Origin of the sequence: Micromonospora sp. U56 (assembly GCF_018070095.1) — a bacterium.
Taxonomy (GTDB): domain Bacteria; phylum Actinomycetota; class Actinomycetes; order Mycobacteriales; family Micromonosporaceae; genus Micromonospora; species Micromonospora purpureochromogenes.
In genome coordinates this window covers 45,545-60,669 of record NZ_JAGPYL010000028.1, presented here as the reverse complement: position 1 = coordinate 60,669, position 15,125 = coordinate 45,545, and the positions used below count along the sequence as shown (strand labels likewise).

Annotated in this window: 15 protein-coding genes, 1 tRNA gene and 2 pseudogenes; 7 read left to right on the top strand and 11 right to left on the bottom strand. The window is 74.9% G+C overall.

Annotated features, from left to right (window positions below; all coding sequences use genetic code 11):
* A pseudogene (locus KBX37_RS12870) lies at positions 1-651 on the bottom strand (ATP-dependent helicase); the annotation flags it as partial.
* Between the two features lie 62 nt (positions 652-713).
* Between KBX37_RS12870 and KBX37_RS12865 the strand changes: the two are divergent.
* Both KBX37_RS12865 and KBX37_RS12860 read left to right on the top strand, forming a co-directional pair.
* Positions 714-1,589, top strand: a complete 876-nt coding sequence (locus KBX37_RS12865; protein WP_210776130.1) for a carbohydrate kinase family protein — start codon at positions 714-716, stop codon at positions 1,587-1,589.
* Positions 1,590-1,699: 110 nt separating this feature from the next.
* Complete coding sequence (locus tag KBX37_RS12860; RefSeq protein ID WP_088960946.1) at positions 1,700-1,897, top strand: hypothetical protein; 198 nt, start codon at positions 1,700-1,702, stop codon at positions 1,895-1,897.
* Positions 1,898-1,921: 24 nt separating this feature from the next.
* Here KBX37_RS12860 and KBX37_RS12855 read toward each other — a convergent pair whose 3' ends face one another.
* Positions 1,922-3,070, bottom strand: coding sequence for a polysaccharide pyruvyl transferase family protein (locus KBX37_RS12855; protein ID WP_210776129.1), 1,149 nt, complete (start codon positions 3,068-3,070; stop codon positions 1,922-1,924).
* Between the two features lie 87 nt (positions 3,071-3,157).
* Positions 3,158-3,574, bottom strand: a complete 417-nt coding sequence (locus KBX37_RS12850) for a TetR/AcrR family transcriptional regulator (RefSeq protein WP_247657841.1) — start codon at positions 3,572-3,574, stop codon at positions 3,158-3,160.
* Between the two features lie 61 nt (positions 3,575-3,635).
* On the opposite strand from KBX37_RS12850, the pseudogene KBX37_RS12845 reads away from it, so the two are divergent.
* From KBX37_RS12845 to KBX37_RS12835, 3 genes and pseudogenes are all read left to right on the top strand, one after another.
* Positions 3,636-3,890: pseudogene (locus KBX37_RS12845) on the top strand (dihydrofolate reductase family protein); the annotation flags it as partial.
* Between the two features lie 41 nt (positions 3,891-3,931).
* Positions 3,932-4,867: a phosphotransferase gene (locus tag KBX37_RS12840; protein WP_210776126.1), complete on the top strand. Its 936-nt coding sequence runs from the start codon at positions 3,932-3,934 to the stop codon at positions 4,865-4,867.
* A gap of 161 nt (positions 4,868-5,028) precedes the next feature.
* Positions 5,029-5,775 (top strand): SDR family NAD(P)-dependent oxidoreductase, encoded by a 747-nt coding sequence (locus tag KBX37_RS12835; protein WP_247657839.1) that lies wholly within the window; start codon positions 5,029-5,031, stop codon positions 5,773-5,775.
* 206 nt (positions 5,776-5,981) lie between these two features.
* Here KBX37_RS12835 and KBX37_RS12830 read toward each other — a convergent pair whose 3' ends face one another.
* The 6 genes from KBX37_RS12830 to KBX37_RS12805 all read right to left on the bottom strand — a co-directional run bounded on the left by KBX37_RS12830 (position 5,982) and on the right by KBX37_RS12805 (position 11,414).
* Positions 5,982-6,779: an alpha/beta fold hydrolase gene (locus KBX37_RS12830; RefSeq protein ID WP_210776124.1), complete on the bottom strand. Its 798-nt coding sequence runs from the start codon at positions 6,777-6,779 to the stop codon at positions 5,982-5,984.
* A gap of 130 nt (positions 6,780-6,909) precedes the next feature.
* Positions 6,910-6,984 (bottom strand) — tRNA-Val (locus tag KBX37_RS12825).
* Positions 6,985-7,077: 93 nt separating this feature from the next.
* Positions 7,078-7,545 carry a peroxiredoxin gene (locus KBX37_RS12820; RefSeq protein WP_210776123.1) on the bottom strand — a complete coding sequence of 156 codons (468 nt, stop codon included), beginning with the start codon at positions 7,543-7,545 and terminating at the stop codon, positions 7,078-7,080.
* A gap of 80 nt (positions 7,546-7,625) precedes the next feature.
* A complete protein-coding gene (locus KBX37_RS12815; protein ID WP_154942662.1) occupies positions 7,626-8,063 on the bottom strand; it encodes a DUF3052 domain-containing protein in 438 nt (145 codons plus the stop codon).
* Between the two features lie 111 nt (positions 8,064-8,174).
* A complete protein-coding gene (locus tag KBX37_RS12810; protein WP_374103735.1) occupies positions 8,175-10,658 on the bottom strand; it encodes a transketolase C-terminal domain-containing protein in 2,484 nt (827 codons plus the stop codon).
* A 276-nt stretch (positions 10,659-10,934) separates the two neighbouring features.
* Positions 10,935-11,414, bottom strand: a complete 480-nt coding sequence (locus KBX37_RS12805) for a MarR family winged helix-turn-helix transcriptional regulator (protein WP_210776121.1) — start codon at positions 11,412-11,414, stop codon at positions 10,935-10,937.
* An 82-nt stretch (positions 11,415-11,496) separates the two neighbouring features.
* On the opposite strand from KBX37_RS12805, the gene KBX37_RS12800 reads away from it, so the two are divergent.
* Both KBX37_RS12800 and KBX37_RS12795 read left to right on the top strand, forming a co-directional pair.
* Positions 11,497-12,084, top strand: coding sequence for an NADPH-dependent FMN reductase (locus KBX37_RS12800; RefSeq protein ID WP_210776120.1), 588 nt, complete (start codon positions 11,497-11,499; stop codon positions 12,082-12,084).
* Between the two features lie 260 nt (positions 12,085-12,344).
* On the top strand, positions 12,345-14,012 hold the full coding sequence (locus tag KBX37_RS12795) for an alkaline phosphatase (RefSeq protein ID WP_210776119.1): 1,668 nt from the start codon (positions 12,345-12,347) through the stop codon (positions 14,010-14,012).
* 139 nt (positions 14,013-14,151) lie between these two features.
* Here the strand turns inward: KBX37_RS12795 and KBX37_RS12790 are convergent, their stop codons facing one another.
* Positions 14,152-14,556: a YjbQ family protein gene (locus KBX37_RS12790; protein WP_179801218.1), complete on the bottom strand. Its 405-nt coding sequence runs from the start codon at positions 14,554-14,556 to the stop codon at positions 14,152-14,154.
* Positions 14,557-14,580: 24 nt separating this feature from the next.
* Positions 14,581-15,000: a hypothetical protein gene (locus tag KBX37_RS12785; protein WP_210776118.1), complete on the bottom strand. Its 420-nt coding sequence runs from the start codon at positions 14,998-15,000 to the stop codon at positions 14,581-14,583.
* Positions 15,001-15,125: the final 125 nt, after the last annotated feature.

Genomic DNA, 15,125 nt, shown 5'->3' with positions numbered 1-15,125 from the left:
CGCGACCAACGCGTCGGCGACCAGCGCGCCCGGCCCGGGATCGGCCGCCCCGGCACCGCCCGACGCGGCGGACCGGGCCGCCGGGGGCAGGGCCAGCGCGAGCGAGCGGGCCCAGCCGGCGTCGGTGCCGGTGAGCAGTGGCCGCCAGAGCGCCCGGGCCACCGCCACCGCGCCGCCCCCGTCCGGGACGGGCTCGGCCAGCCCGGGCAGCAGCCGCCCCCGGGACACCAGGTCGACCGCGAACTCGGCCAGCTCGGCGAGGTGGCGCAGGGTGGCGCCCGGCACGGCGGCGGCCGCGTCGAGGGCGCGCAGCAGGGTCAGCGCCTCGTCCGGGGCGGCCGTCAGGACGGGCACCCGCCACCCGGCCAGGGTGACCGGGCCGCGAACCGGTTCGGCGACGGTGGTCCGCACCAGCTCGGGCGAGTCCAGCGGGGATCCGGCCCGGGTGGGCAGGGTGAGCGGCAGCGAGCCGGCCCCGGCCGGGACGTCGCCCAGCGCGGCGGCGAGCGTGGCGTGGCCGGCGGCGAACGGGTGGGCGCGCTCGCGCGGGGCCCGGCCGGGCCGGCGCGGCGCCCGGGCCGGCGCGGCGCTGTCCTCCGCCCAGACGGCAAGCCCGACGCCGACCAGCCACAACCCGTGGATGATCAGCACAGCTCCCCCTCGTCGACGCCCGGCCCAAGGATAGGCGGCGGCCACCGGCTAGCGTCGGCGCCATGTTCGACCTGCTCGTGGTCGGCGGCCTGGGGGTGGATCTGCGGGTACGCGTGCCCGCGATCCCGCCCCCCGCCGCCGACTCGCTCATCGTCCCGCCGATCGAGGCCCGGATCGGCAACACCGGCGCCGGGGTGGCCCTCGCCGCGCACGCGCTCGGGCTGCGGGTCGCCCTGGTGGACGTGCTCGGCACCGATCCCGCCGGCCAGGTGGTACGCGCGGCGCTGGCCCGCACCTCGGTGCACACGGTGCTGGTCGACAACCCAGGCGGCACCCGGCAGTCGGTGAACCTGGTCGACCCGGCCGGGCGGCGGATGTCGCTGTACGACCCGTCCCCGTGGACCGGCCCGGCGGCGCCGTTCGCCGACGACGAGCTGGCCAAGCTGGTGCGGGATACCGCCCACGTGCACGTCTCGATCATGGACTGGGCCCGGGACCGGCTCCCGGTGCTGCGCGCCGCGCTGCCCGACGGGGTGCCGCTCTCCACCGACCTGCACGACTGGGACGGGCGAAACCCCTACCACCGTCCGTTCGCCGAGGCCGCCGACCTGGTCCTCGTCAGCGGCGTACGGCTGGGCGACCGGGCCGCGGCGGTGGCCGCCGGGCTGGCCCCCCGCACGGTGGTGGTGACCCGGGGCGCGGACGGCGCCGACCTGCACCCGGGCGGCGGCGCGCCGGTGCGGGTGCCGGCCACCGCGCCGGCCACGCCGGTGGTGGACACCAACGGGGCCGGGGACGCCTTCACCGCCGGGCTGGTCGCCGGCCGGCTGCGCGGCGCGGCGCTGCCCGACGCGGCGGCCTACGCGGCGGCGGTGGCCGCCGCGGCCTGCACCCACGACGGGATGGAGTACCCGCCGGGGCTGCTGCCGCGCGGCTGACCCGGAGCACGCCGGTCAGCTCGCGACGGATCCTGGACCGTGACCCCGACCCGTCCGGGCCGCTGCCGGCAAATCCTGCGCTAGGGCGATCGCCGGGGCAGGATGGGCCCATGGCATCAACGGTGCGGATCCCGCTGGCGGACGGCCCGGCGGACGGCGAGTCGGTCGTCGTCGAGCTGGACAGCAACAACCGGCCGCCGCTGACCCATCACCACCTCGGCCCCGAGGGGCTGGCCGACGCGCAGATCTACGAGCTGGAGTCCGTCGGCGACGAGTACTGCTACCGCTGGCGCGGCCCGGCGGTCTGAGCGGTCCGCCGGTGGCGCCGGCGGTCAGGCTTCCATCCGGGCCAGCGCCCGGGACCGCAGGCTCTCCAGCACCGCCCGGGTGACCTGCGAGGTGCCCCGGGCCTGGTCGCAGACCTCGGCGACCAGGCGGGCGGTGCACTCCGCCCGGGACTCGCGTTCGTCCCAGAGCCGGTCGACCTCCGCGAGCAGCGGGCCCTCCACCTCCCGCTCCACGCCCCGCAGCGCCGGCACCCCGAGCCGCTGGGCCAGGTCGAAGACCTTTCCCGCGTACGGCAGGGGAAGGAACGGCGTGCCCGCCATCGCGGCGAAGATCAGGAAGTGCAGCCGCATGCCGACCGCCAGGTCGAAGTGCCTCATCAGGCCGAGCACCTGTCGGGGCGAGTAGTCGCCGTGCAGCACCCGGCCCCGGTCGGCGGCGATCATGTGGGACATCACGCCGTGCGAGTGCCGGATGTCGTCGCGCTCCATCGGGACGAAGAGGACGTAGGCGTCGATCCGCTGCACCAGGAAGTCGCCGATCTGGGCGATCAGCCGGTGGTACCCGTCGATGTCGAGCCGCTCGGCGGCCCGGCCGGGCTCGCGGACGCTCAGCCCGACCAGGCGCTTGCCGGCGGGCACGCCCTCCTCGCGCAGCAGCTCGGCGGGGAAGTCCTCGGGTTCCAGCAGGAACGCCGGGTCGGCGGTGACGGTGATCGGATTGAGCAGCCCCGCCTCCTCCAGCACCATCCGGGACTCCTGGTCCCGCACGGTCACCTCGATGGCGTCGGCCAGGGTCTCCCGGACCATGCCGGTGTCGACCCCGTCGGTGAGCGGTCCCACCCCCACCGCGTACGTCAGCAGCGGCAGGCCCCGCTCCTGGGCGACCCGGACGACGCGCAGGTAGCGGCGGGCCTCCCGGTCGTACAGGATGCCGCCGCCGCCGAGGATCAGCAGGTCGAGCTGGCTGAGCACCTCCGCGGAGTCGACCCGGCTGACCCCCTCCCAGGGCACCGCCTCCACGTCCGGGTGGGCGAGCGCGGTGTGCGACGGGTTGCGGGAGAAGACGATGATCCGGGCGTTGGGTTCCTGTTCACGCAGGTCGGCCAGGAGACCGGTCAGGATCGCCTCGTCGCCGAGGTTGCGTCCGCCGTACGAGCCGAGCACACCGATGGTCAGGCCGGCGCCGTCCCTCATCCGTCACTCCTCCCGGGGTACGTCGCAGGCGGTTTCCCGTTGCGGCGGGTGGCATACCTCGGGCCGCACCGGGCGGCGGGGGCGTGCTCAGGCACGGGCGACCAGCCGGGACACCAGGGCGGAGACCACCTCGTCCGGGTCGAAACCGGCGTCGATCGAGGTGGTGAGGAGGTCGAGCAGGAGCCCGTCCAGCGCGTAGTGCAGCAGGGCCACCTCGAACGCCCCGCCGGGCAGCCCGGCGGCGACGTGGAAGGCGACGTCGTCGCGGTAGCCGCGGCGCAGCGTGTCGCCGAGGATCCGGGCCAGTTCCGGCCGGCGCACCGCCTCCAGCCGCAGCTCGATCAGCGCCCGGGTCAGCTCCGGCTGGGCGGTGGTGCGTTCGACGATGTAGCGGACGTAGTCGGTGAACAGTTCCAGTGACGGCTCCCGGGCGCCCAGCTCGGCGAGGGTGCGCTCGTCCGGGGCGAACCGCTCCATGATCCGCTCGCCGAGCGCGCCGAGCATGGCGTCGCGGGAGCGGAAGTAGTTGGAGGCCGTACCGAGCGGGACGCCGGCCTCGCAGCTGGTCGACGCCGACCCGGTCGAGTTCGTCCGCGAGCTGAAGCGGCGCGACGGCGGCGACATCTGGCTCGCCGGCGGCGGCCAGCTCGCCGGCCAGCTGCTGCCCGAGGTGGACGAGCTGGTGGTCAAGCTCAACCCGTTCCTGGTCGGCCGGGGCGTGCCGATCGTCGACCGGGAGTTCGACCCGCGCCGGTTCCGGCTGGTGGAGACCCGGCCCTTCGACAGCGGCGTCGTCGTGCTGCGCTACCTCGCCGCGTAACGCGGTTGCCCGCCGGCCCGGCCCTGCACCACGCTGGACGGATGGGTGAGCTGGTCAGGACCCGGATCGGCTGGGCCGACCTGCCCGGCCAGGTCCGGTCGGCGGTGCAGGACGTCCTCGGCGGCCGGGTGGTCGAGGCGGTGTCCCAGCCGGGCGGCTTCTCCCCCGGCACCGCCGACCGGGTCCGCACCGCCGACGGGCGGCGCGCCTTCGTCAAGGCGGTCAGCCGGGCGCGCAACGCCCACAGCGTCGCGCTGCACCGCGCCGAGGGGGCCGTCGCCGCCGCGCTGCCGCCGTCCGCCCCGACGCCCCGGCTGCTCGGGCGCCACGACGACGGCGAGTGGGTGGCGCTGGTCTTCGCGGACGTCGAAGGCCGGCACCCGGTCACTCCCTGGCGTGCCGACGAGCTGACCGCCGTGCTCGACACGCTGGCGGCGATGGCCGCGGCGCTCACCCCCGACCCGGTCCGGCACGCGCCGACCGCCGTCGAGCGCCTGACGTACGACTTCGGCGGCTGGGACCGGATCGCCGCCGACCCGCCCGCCGACCTCGACCCGTGGGCCCGCGCGCACCTGGACGACCTGCGCGCCTCGGCCGCGCGGGGGCTGGCCGCCCTCGACGGCGACACGCTCTGCCACATCGACCTCCGGGCCGACAACCTGCTCGTCGACCCGGCCGGCGGCGTGACCGTGGTCGACTGGCCGCACGCCTGCCGCGGTCCGGCCTGGTTGGACACCGCGCTGCTGCTGGTCAACGTCGAGTTGCACGGCGGGCACGACACCGAGGCGCTGCTGCGCCGGCTCCCGCTGACCGCCGCCGCCGACCCGGACGCGCTGACCGGCGTCTACGCCGGCCTGGCCGGCTTCTTCACCGACGGCGCCCGGCAGCCGCCCCCGCCGGGCATCCCCACCGTCCGGGCGTTCCAGCAGGCCCAGGCGGACGCCCTGCTGCCCTGGGTACGCCGCCGACTGGGCTGATCAGCAGGCCGCCGACCGGCACGACACCGGTCCGGGCCGTGCCACCATGACCTGTGGTCCACCGGGGAGCCTCGCCGGGGAGCAGGCCGGCACCTGACCAGCCGAACGAGGCGTCCGATCGCCGCCAGACCGCCGGCCCGTCCGCGCCGATGCTGAGAGGCATGACGACGACACTTCTGGACGGCAAGGTGGCCCTGGTGACCGGCGGTGGGCGGGGCATCGGGGCGGCGACGGCACTGCGCCTCGCCGCCGACGGCGCCGACGTGGCGGTGACCTGGCAGCGCGACGCCGAGCGGGCGGCGACGGTGGTGAAGCAGATCGAGGCGCTCGGCCGGCGGGCGATCGCCGTGCGGGCGGACAGCGCCGACCCGGCCGCGCTACGGGAGGCGGTGGACCGGACGGCGGACGAGCTGGGCCGGCTGGACATCCTGGTGAACAACGCCGGGGCCTTCCTGGTCGGCGCGATCGACGAGTTCATCGCCGACGACCTGGAGCGCACCATCGCGGTCAACGTCCGGGCGCCGTTCGTCGCCGCCCAGGCGGCCGTGCGGCACATGACCGCCGGGGGCAGGATCATCTCGATCGGCAGCAACGTCGGTGAGCGGGCGGTCTTCCCCGGCCTGGCCGCGTACGCGATGAGCAAGACCGCGCTCACCGGGCTGACCCGGGGCCTCGCCCGCGAGCTGGGGCCACGGGGCATCACGGTCAACCTGGTCGTCCCCGGGCCGACCGACACCGACGCCAACCCCGCCGACGGACCGAACGCCGACGCCATCCGGGGGTTCACCGCCCTGGGCCGGTACGCCGCGCCGGAGGAGATCGCCGCCACGGTGGCCCACCTGGCCGGCGACGACGCCGGCTACGTCACGGGAGCGGTGATCGCCGTCGACGGCGGCTTCACCAGCTGAGCCCGGCGGGCGGATGGCGCGGCGCCGCAGGGCTGAGCCGACGCCGCGCCATCCACCACGGTGCTGGGGGCGGACGGACCCACGAGCGTGATACCTCAGCGGCATATTGTTACCTCTGAGGTATCACCCGCTCAACGGTCACCCGGGGCGGTGATCGGTATCGGAGCCGGGACCGGCCCCGAGCGGGCCGGAGCCGGCCGGGTCGCTCACTGCGGTGCGCGGACCTCGTGGGTGAGGAACGGCAGGACGGCGGCGGGCAGGGCCGGTGCGGCGACGATGTCGTAGTGGGTGAGGCCGGGCAGCACGGCCAGCCGGGACGCCGGCCGGTCGCTGCCGTCCCAGCCGGCGTCCCGCCGGCCGCCGCCGAGCAGCCCGAAGAACTCCGCCATGTGGGTGACCGGGATCGAGTCGGCATCGGCGTAGACCAGCATGGTGGGCACGGTGAGGGCGGCGACCTCGGCCGACCAGTCGTACTCGCGGCGCAGCAGGTCGCCACCCTTGGCCCAGAGCCGCGGCCAGTCCTCCGGGCGGGGCGCGACCCGCGCGTACAGCTCGTGCGGGGGCGTGCCCCGCATCTGCTCACCGACCCGCTCGTCCTGGCCGGCCATCGCGGCGAGCACCTCGGGATACCAGCCCTGCCGCCGGCACGGGGTGGAGACCAGCACCAGCCGCCGGATGAGCCCGGGATGCTGGATCGCGGTACGCAGCGCCACCCCGCCGCCGAGGGAGTAGCCGAGCAGGTCGACGCCGGGCAGGTCGAGGTACCGCAGCAGTGCGGCGACGTCCTCGGCCATCGTCTCGTACCGCAGTGGACGGTCGACGTCGGCGGTGCGCCCGTGCCCCTGCAGGTCGACGGCGATCACCTGCCGCCGCCGCGCGAGGACGGGCAGGACCGGGGCGAACATCTCCACCGCGCCGTACCCGCCGTGCAGCAGCACCAGCGGCCGACCGCTGCCGTGCGTCTCGTACCAGAGGTGCAGACCGTTGACGTCCGCGTAGCTCACCGGCGGTGCCTCCGCCCTGGAGATGGTTTCCGGTCGGACCCGCGCTGCCGATCCTGGTGACCGCCGCCGTCCACGGTGAGCTCGGGGATCTGGCCGACCGGGCTCGCACTGGATCTCGTACTGCGGTGAGTGGTGGGCGCGGCAGGTTTCGAACCTGCGACCCCCCGCTTGTAAGGCGGGTGCTCTCCCACTGAGCTACGCGCCCGGAACGCCCCGTACGGCGGGCCGGAGGGTGGCAAGCTTACCTGCCGGCCTCCGGCCCGGTCGAACGGTGTGCCCGGTCAGAGGCTGTCGGGCGTCAGGCGGCGACGGCCTCCGCGAGGGCCTTGCGCCAGCCCTCCTGGTCGCGCGCCTCGCCCGGCATGTTCATCTCGGCGAACCGGACGACGCCGGCCTTGTCGATGACGAAGGTGCCCCGGTTGGCGATGCCGGCGACGTCGTTGAAGACGCCGTACGCCTGGGCGACCGCCCCGTGCGGCCAGAAGTCGGCCAGCAGCGGGAACTGGTAGCCCTCCCGCTCGGCCCAGATCTTGTGGCTGTAGACCGAGTCGACGCTGACGGTGAGCACCTGGACGTCGTCGTTGACGTACTCGTTGAGGTTGTCCCGCACCTCGCACAGCTCGCCCTGGCAGATGCCGGTGAAGGCGAGCGGGTAGAAGACCAGCAGCACGGTGCGCCTGCCCCGGAAGTCCGAGAGCCGGACCTCCTGGTTGTTCTGGTCCTTGAGCACGAAGTCCGGCGCCTCGGCGCCAACCTCGATGGGCATGCGAGCTCCTTGGGTTGAGTCTGGAGGTGGCAACAGCCTGCCACACCCGGCGGCGACCGCCGCCGGGTCACGGACGGGGGCTACTTCTTGCCCTTGGACCCCCGCCGCAGCACCAGGCGGGCACCACTCCAGTCCCGGCCGGCGTTGATCGTCGAGGTCTGCTGGAGCCCGGCGGTCTGCGCCGACTCGGCGACCTCGCTCGGCTCGACGTGCCCGTCCCGGCCGGCCTTCGGGGTCAGCAGCCACACGACTCCGGCGTCGGCCAGCGGGCCGAGGGCGTCGACGAGGAGTTCGAAGAGGTCACCGTCGCCGTCGCGGTACCAGACCAGCACCGCGTCGACCACCTCGTCGGTGTCCTCGTCGACCAGATCTCCACAGCGGTCGGTCAGGGCGTCGCGGAGATCCTGGTCGACGTCATCGTCGTACCCCATCTCCATGACGACCATCCCCGGCTCGATCCCGAACCGGTCCGCCAGGCTGCGTACCCCGTCGGCGGCCTGACCTGCGGTCGCGCTCACTGTCGCGTGCCTCCTCATCTCATCCCTGCTCGCGGCGTCGTGCGACGCCGTCAGGCAAAGTCCACACAGTTGCGGGCCCACGCGCAAGTGGCGCACCGGGTGGAACGGAATTTACCGTGCCAGCAGCGTACGGGCACCCTGGGTAATGGCTTCCTCCGAGACCAGAACCTGACGGGCGGCCGGACCTAATGGTACAAACGAGTCGACTCCGGCCACTCGCCGCGCGGCACCCACATACCCGGCGTCGACCAGCGCCGCGATGATCCCCTCGCCGACGCCGCCGGACCGGCGTGTCTCGTCCACCACCAGCACCCGGCCGGTCGCCGACGCCTCGCGGATGATGTCCGCCACCGGCAGCGGGGCCAGCCACCGCAGGTCCACCACCCGGGTGCCGATCCCCTCGTCGGCCAGGACGGCGGCGGCCCGCAGCGACATCCGCACCCCGTTACCGAAGGTGAGGATGGTGACATCCTGGGCCGAGCCGACGCCGTAGACCCGGGCGCGGCCGATCGGCACGTGCCCGGCCGCCCACCCGCCGGGCTCGGCGTACTGCCCCAGCCACTCGCCGTCGCCGGGTTCGTACAGGTCGCGGGTGTGGTAGAGCGCGATGGGCTCCAGGAAGACGCAGACGCTGCCGTCCACCGCTGCGGCGGCCAGGCAGGTGCGCAGCAGCGGCGCGGCGTCGTCCGGCCGCGCCGGCACCGCGATCACCAGGCCGGGCACATCCCGGAGTACGGCCACCGAATTGTCGTTGTGGAAGTGCCCGCCGAACCCCTCCTGGTACGCCAGCCCCGGCACCCGCACCACCATCGGGTTGCGGAACGCCCCCTGTGAGAAGAACTGCATGGTGGCCGCCTCGCCGCGCAGCTGGTCCTCGGCGTTGTGCAGGTACGCCAGGTACTGGATCTCCGGCACCGGCAGCAGCCCGGCCAGCCCGGCCCCCAGGCCCAGCCCCAGCACGGAGGTCTCGTCGAGCAGCGTGTCGAAGACCCGCGCCGGGCCGAACTTCTCGCGCAGCCCCTTGGTCACCCCGTACACCCCGCCCTTGGCGGCGACGTCCTCGCCGAAGACCGCCATGTGCGGATGGGCGAGCAGCCCGTCGGCCAGGGCCGCGTTGATGCTCTGCGCGAGGGTGAGCGGGCCGGCCAGTTCCGGCGGCTTCCCGCCGAACGCCTCGACGCGGGCGCCGGCCCCCGATCCGCCGGCCCGCGCCGCCACCTCCGCCACCGCCGCGGCGATCCGGGCCGGCCGGCGGGGCGCGAGCGGGGCCACCACCTCGGCCGCCGTGGCGAGCTTGGGCTCGTCGAGCACCTCCTCGGCGATCCGGCGGATCTGCCAGCCGCGCTCGTCGTAGCGGGACAGCAGTTCCTCGCCGGTGGCCAGCCCCGCGTCGACCAGCAGCCGGGCGGTGGCGAGCACCGGGTCGCGCGCCTCGTCGGCGGCGATCTCGGCGGCGCTGCGGTAGGCGCTCTCCGCGTCCGCGCCGGCGTGCCCCAGCAGCCGCACGGTGCGCAGGTGCAGCACCGCCGGCCGCCGGTGCCGGCGCACCCAGGCCGCCGCCTCGGCAGCCACGTGGTACGTCTCGACCGGGTCCACGCCGTCGGCGGCGAACCAACGCAGCCCGGGCCGGGCCCGCAGGGTCCGCTCGACCCAGCCCTGCGGCGAGCGGACGCTGATGCCCAGCCCGTTGTCCTCGCAGACGAAGAGCACCGGGATCCGCAGCCCAATGTGGTCGTACCAGCCGGCGGTGTTCAGCGCGGCGGTGGCGCTGGCGTGGTTGACCGAGGCGTCGCCGAAGGAGCAGACCACAATGGCGTCCCGGGGCCAGGGCGAGCGCGGCGGGGCGTCGGCGCCGTCCCGGCGGCCGGCGGTCTCCACCCGGCGCAGCCGCTCCAGGGCCAGGCCCAGGCCGACCGCCCGGGGCAGGTGCGAGGCGATCGTGGAGGTGGTGGGCACCACCGCGAGGTCGGCCCGGCCGAAGACCTTGTGCCGGCCCCCGGCGAGCGGCTCCCGCGCCGAGGCGACCATGCCGCGCAGCACGTCCCGCGCGGCGGCGGCGTACGCGTCCGGCTGGACCGCGCCGAACGCCGGGTCGCCCGAGGTCGCGCCGCCACCGGCAGCCGGGTCGCCCGAGGTCGCGCCGCCACCGGCAGCCGGGTCGCCCGAGGTCGCGCCGCCACCGGCAGCCGGGTCGCCCGAGGTCGCGCCGCCACCGGCAGCCGGGTCGGCGTCGGTCGGGTCCGCGACCGGGTCGGCGGGGGCGGGGACCGCCTCGGCGGTGCCGTCCGCGCCGACCTGGTAGGCGGCCGCGCCCATGAGTGCGCCGCCGACCGGGGACGGCTCCGGGCGGGTCGCCCGCTCGTCGGACGGCTCGTCACCCACCACCACCGGCGGGGCGTCATCGGGGGCGCCGGCGGGCTCGGGGGCGCCGGAGGTGGGCGTGGCCTCGTCGCCGCCGGCGGCCGGGAACTCCCCGGCGGCCCGGGCGGCGCGGGCGCAGTAGAAGGCGCCGGAGCGGTAGTGCAGCAGGGCCGGATCGGTGGGGCGCAGCGCCGCGGCGACGGCGGCGTTGGCCTCGTGCCCGGCCGAGCCGATGGTGTAGAAGCCCTCCCCGAAGCTGCGCAGCCAGCGGCCGGCCAGGTCGAGCTGGCGGCTGGTGACCTGGGCGTCGAAGAGGGCGAGCAACTGGTGCCCGGTCAGCGCGGCGCCGTCGCGGACCGGCCGCGCCGGGTCACGTCGCCGCTCGGGCTCGGGCAGCGCGCCCAGGCTCTCCCGGAACCGGTCGTCGAGATGCTGCGGGGTGGTCACGTCGATCAGCATTACCGACGGAGGCCAGGGTCGCCCACTCGGACACGATCCGCCCGGCCGGGCTCACTCCGGGCCGCACTGCTCCGGGCAGCCGCCGTCGGAGACCTTCCACACCAGCTCGCGCAGGGTGGCCAGCTCGTCGGTGCTCAGGCCGGCGAGCAGTCGTGAGTCGCTCATCACCCGGTGCACCCGCTCCCGCATCCGGCGGCCGGCGTCCGTCACGACCAGCGTCTTCTGCCGCCGGTCGGCCGGGTCGACCCGGCGTTCGACCAGGCCGGCCTGCTCCAGCTTGTCGACCAGCGCGGTGACGTTGGACCGGTCGCAGCGCAGCTGCTCGGCGAGGTCGCGGGCGGGCAGCGGCCGGTCCGGGTCCAGCTCGTCCAGGGCGCGGGCCGCCGCCGGGGTCAGCCCCAGCTCGCCGATCTCGACGTCCTGGTAGTGCCGGATGGCGGAGGCGATGTGCATGATCCGGCGCACCGCGTCCCCCGCCAGCCCGGAGCGGTCGCCCAGGTCGGATCCGGTGGCGGCGGTGCTCTGCGTCATGTCTCACATCCTACTTGCGGGCAAATAGTTGAGCAGCTCTACTATTGGCAAGCTCACGCATCTGCGATCGAAAAGGAGCCACATGTCCGACCTCACCGTTCTCGCCATCTCCGGCAGCCTCCGCGAGGCGTCGTTCAACACGGCGCTGATCCGGGCCGCACAGCGGCTCGCCCCGGCCGGCCTGACCATCGAGCAGTACACCGGCCTCGGCGCGATCCCACCGTTCAACCAGGACATCGAGCCGGAGCCGTCGGCGGCCGTGGTGGACCTGCGGGAGCGGATCGCCGCCGCCGACGCCCTGCTCATCGCCACCCCCGAGTACAACTACGGCGTCCCGGGCGTGCTGAAGAACGCCCTCGACTGGGCGTCGCGCCCCAGCTTCCCGATCACCTCGTGGGTCTCGCCGCTGGCCCACAAGCCGATCGCCATCGTCGGTGCCGCGCCGACCGGGATGGGCACCGTCCGCGCCCAGCTCCAACTGCGCCAGCTCTTCCTCTGGACCGACTCCGCGGTGGTCACCAAGCCGGAGATCATCGTCACCAACGCCCACGAGAAGCTCACCGAGGACGGCGGGGTCAAGGACGAGACGACCGAGACGCTGCTGCGCACCCTCCTCGACGCCCTCGTCACCAAGATCCGCGTCACCCAGCTCGCCGCCGCCACCGCCTGACCCGCCACCCACCCCTCCCCGGGCGCACTTTCACGGGCGCACTTTCACGGAAAGCGTGGCCATTCGGCGCGGAATAGCCACTCTTTCCGTGAAAGAGGGCGCGCGAGGCGGCCCCCGGGGAAGGCGGCGCCGTGATCACCGGGTGGACGCCCTGCTGTTCCTCAGGTGTCGGCGGGGTGTGGCGCTGGGCGTCACCTGGCGGTCACGCACGCTCGCGACGCTTCCCAGGTCGGTACGGAACCGGACCCTGGGGAGGAAACATGGCACTGTCCCGACGTGCTGTTTTGATCACCGGCGCGGCGCTCGGCGCGGTCGGCGCGACAACCGGCCTGCCCGCCGGGACCGCCGCCGGCGCGGACCACTCGGCGGGACCGGTCGGCGGGGCCACGTTCCGCCGGCTGGCCTGGCCGTTCACCCTCGGCGTGGCCTCCGGCGACCCCGACCACGAGGGCTTCGTCCTGTGGACCCGGCTGGCGCCGCAGCCGCTAGCCGAGGACGGCCTCGGCGGGATGCCCCGCCGGCCCGTGGAGGTGCGCTGGGAGGTCGCCGCGGACGAACGCTTCCGGCAGGTGGTCCGGCGGGGCACGGCGACCGCGCGCCCCGAATCGGCGCACAGCGTGCACGTCGAGCTGGCCGGTCTGTTGCCCGGCCGGGAGTACTTCTACCGCTTCCAGGCCGAGGGGCACACCTCACCGGTCGGGCGGACCCGGACCGCCCCGGCACCGTGGACCCTGCCCGCCGCTCTGGCCATGGGCTTCGCCTCCTGCTCGCACTACGAGCAGGGCTGGTTCACGGCGTACCGGCGGCTGGCCGAGACGGAGCCGGAACTCATCCTGCACCTGGGCGACTACCAGTACGAGTACGAGCGGGAGTTCGGGCCGAACCGGCCGCGCGGCCACGAGGGCCCGGAGACCCGCACGCTGGCCAACTACCGGCAGCGGCACGCCCAGTACAAGAGCGACGCGGACCTCCAGGCCGCGCACGCGGTCGCTCCCTGGGCGGTGGTCTTCGACGACCACGAGGTGGAGAACAACTGGGCCGACGAGGTGCCCGAGACGCCGGACCCGGACTTCCCGGCCCGGCGGGCGGCGGCCTTCCAGGCGTACTACGAGAACATGCCGCTGCGCCGCAGCTCGGTGCCGCGCGGCATCGACATGCAGCTCTACCGGCGGCTGCGGTGGGGCCGGCTCGCCACCTTCCACCTGCTCGACACCCGGCAGTACCGCGACGACCAGGCCTGCGGGGACGGCTACCGCGACTGCGCGGCGGCGGGCGACCCGGCCCGGTCGATCACCGGTGCCGAGCAGGAGGCCTGGCTGCTGGACGGGTTCCGCCGCTCCGAGGCCCGCTGGGACCTCCTCGGCCAGCAGGTCTTCTTCGCCCAGCGCGACCGGGACGCCGGGCCGGTCACCGTGACCAGCATGGACGCCTGGGACGGGTACGTCGCCTCCCGGGACCGGATCACCCGCGGCTGGGTCGCCGCCGGGGTGCGCAACCCGGTGGTGCTCACCGGGGACGTGCACGCGCACTGGGCCAGCGACCTGAAGCTGGACTACGCCGACCCGGCCTCGCGGACGGTCGGCAGCGAACTGGTCTGCTCCTCGGTGACCTCGGGCGGAGACGGCTTCGACTCCGCCAGCGGCTCGCACCCGTGGCTGACGACCAATCCGCACCTGCGCTTCCAGAACAACCTGCGCGGCTTCGTCCGCACCACCATCACCCCCGGCCAGATGAAGGCCGACTTCGCGGTGCTGCCGTACGTGAGCCGGCCGGACGCGCCCGCGTACACCCGCGCCTCGTTCGTGATCGAGGACCGGGTGCCCGGGCTGCACCAGACGTACGACCGGCCTCCCGCGCCCACCGCCCGCCTGGCCCCCGGCATCGACCAGGACCGGTACACGGTCGAGACGGAAACCTCGCGTCCCTGACCCCCACCCCTTCCCCCGGGGCGCCCTCCGGGCGCACCCCTCTGGCGCACTTTCACGGAAAGAGTGGCCATTCCGCGCGGGATGGCCACTCTTTCCGTGAAAGAGGGTCCCCGAGGCGGCCCGGGGACGGGGACGGGGATCAGGCGGGGAGGAAGGAGAGGCGGACCTGGCGGGTGGGGTTGTCGCCGTTGGTGTCGACCAGGGTGAGGGACTGCCAGGTGCCCAGCGCCAAGCGGCCGTCGAGCACCGGCAGGGTCGCGTACGGGGGCACGAACGCCGGCAGCACGTGGTCGCGCCCGTGCCCCGGCGAGCCGTGCCGGTGCCGCCACCGGTCGTCGGTGGGCAGCAGGTCGTCCAGCGCCCGCAGCAGGTCGTCGTCGGAGCCGGAGCCGGTCTCGATGATCGCCAGGCCGGCGGTGGCGTGCGGCACGAAGACGTGCAGCAGCCCGTCGCCCTGGCCGGCGACGAACCGCTCGGCCTCGGCGGTGATGTCCTGGACGGTCGGCCGGGACCCGGTCCGGACGGTGATCACCTCACTGCGCATACGGCGCATTCTGCCGCACCTGGCTCAGTAGCCGCCGCCGCCTCCGCCGTCCGAGCCGCCCCAGCTCGATCCGCCGCCGTCCGAGCCGCTGTGGGAACCCGAGCCGCCGTCGCCCCCGCCCCAGAAGCCCGAACGGCCTCCGTCGGAGCCACCGGCCCGATCGGAGTCCGATCCACCGTCGGGGCCGCAGCCAGGGTCCGCGCCGACTCCCCCGTACGGGCCCGGCGGGTACCAGCCGGCCGCCGCGTGGCGGGCACGGGACCGGCGGCGGGGACGGCGGGCGTCCCCGGCCAGACCGATGACGAGCAGCAGCGCGAACCCGCCGAGAACCAGAAAGCCCACCATCTCCGGTTTGCCCTTCATGAGGCCGGCGAGCCCCACCGCCATGCCGGCCACGCCGGCGACGACCGTCACGAGCCCCAGGAGCACCAGTCGCCATCGCATGCCCGAAGGGTAGGGACGGCGGACAAGCGCCCGGTCGACTAGCGCATCCGGCAGTTGCGCAAAGTTACTGACGGGTACCTGTGTTGAGCGTCGCGTCTGGGGGAGCTAGACGTGACGACGGGTGC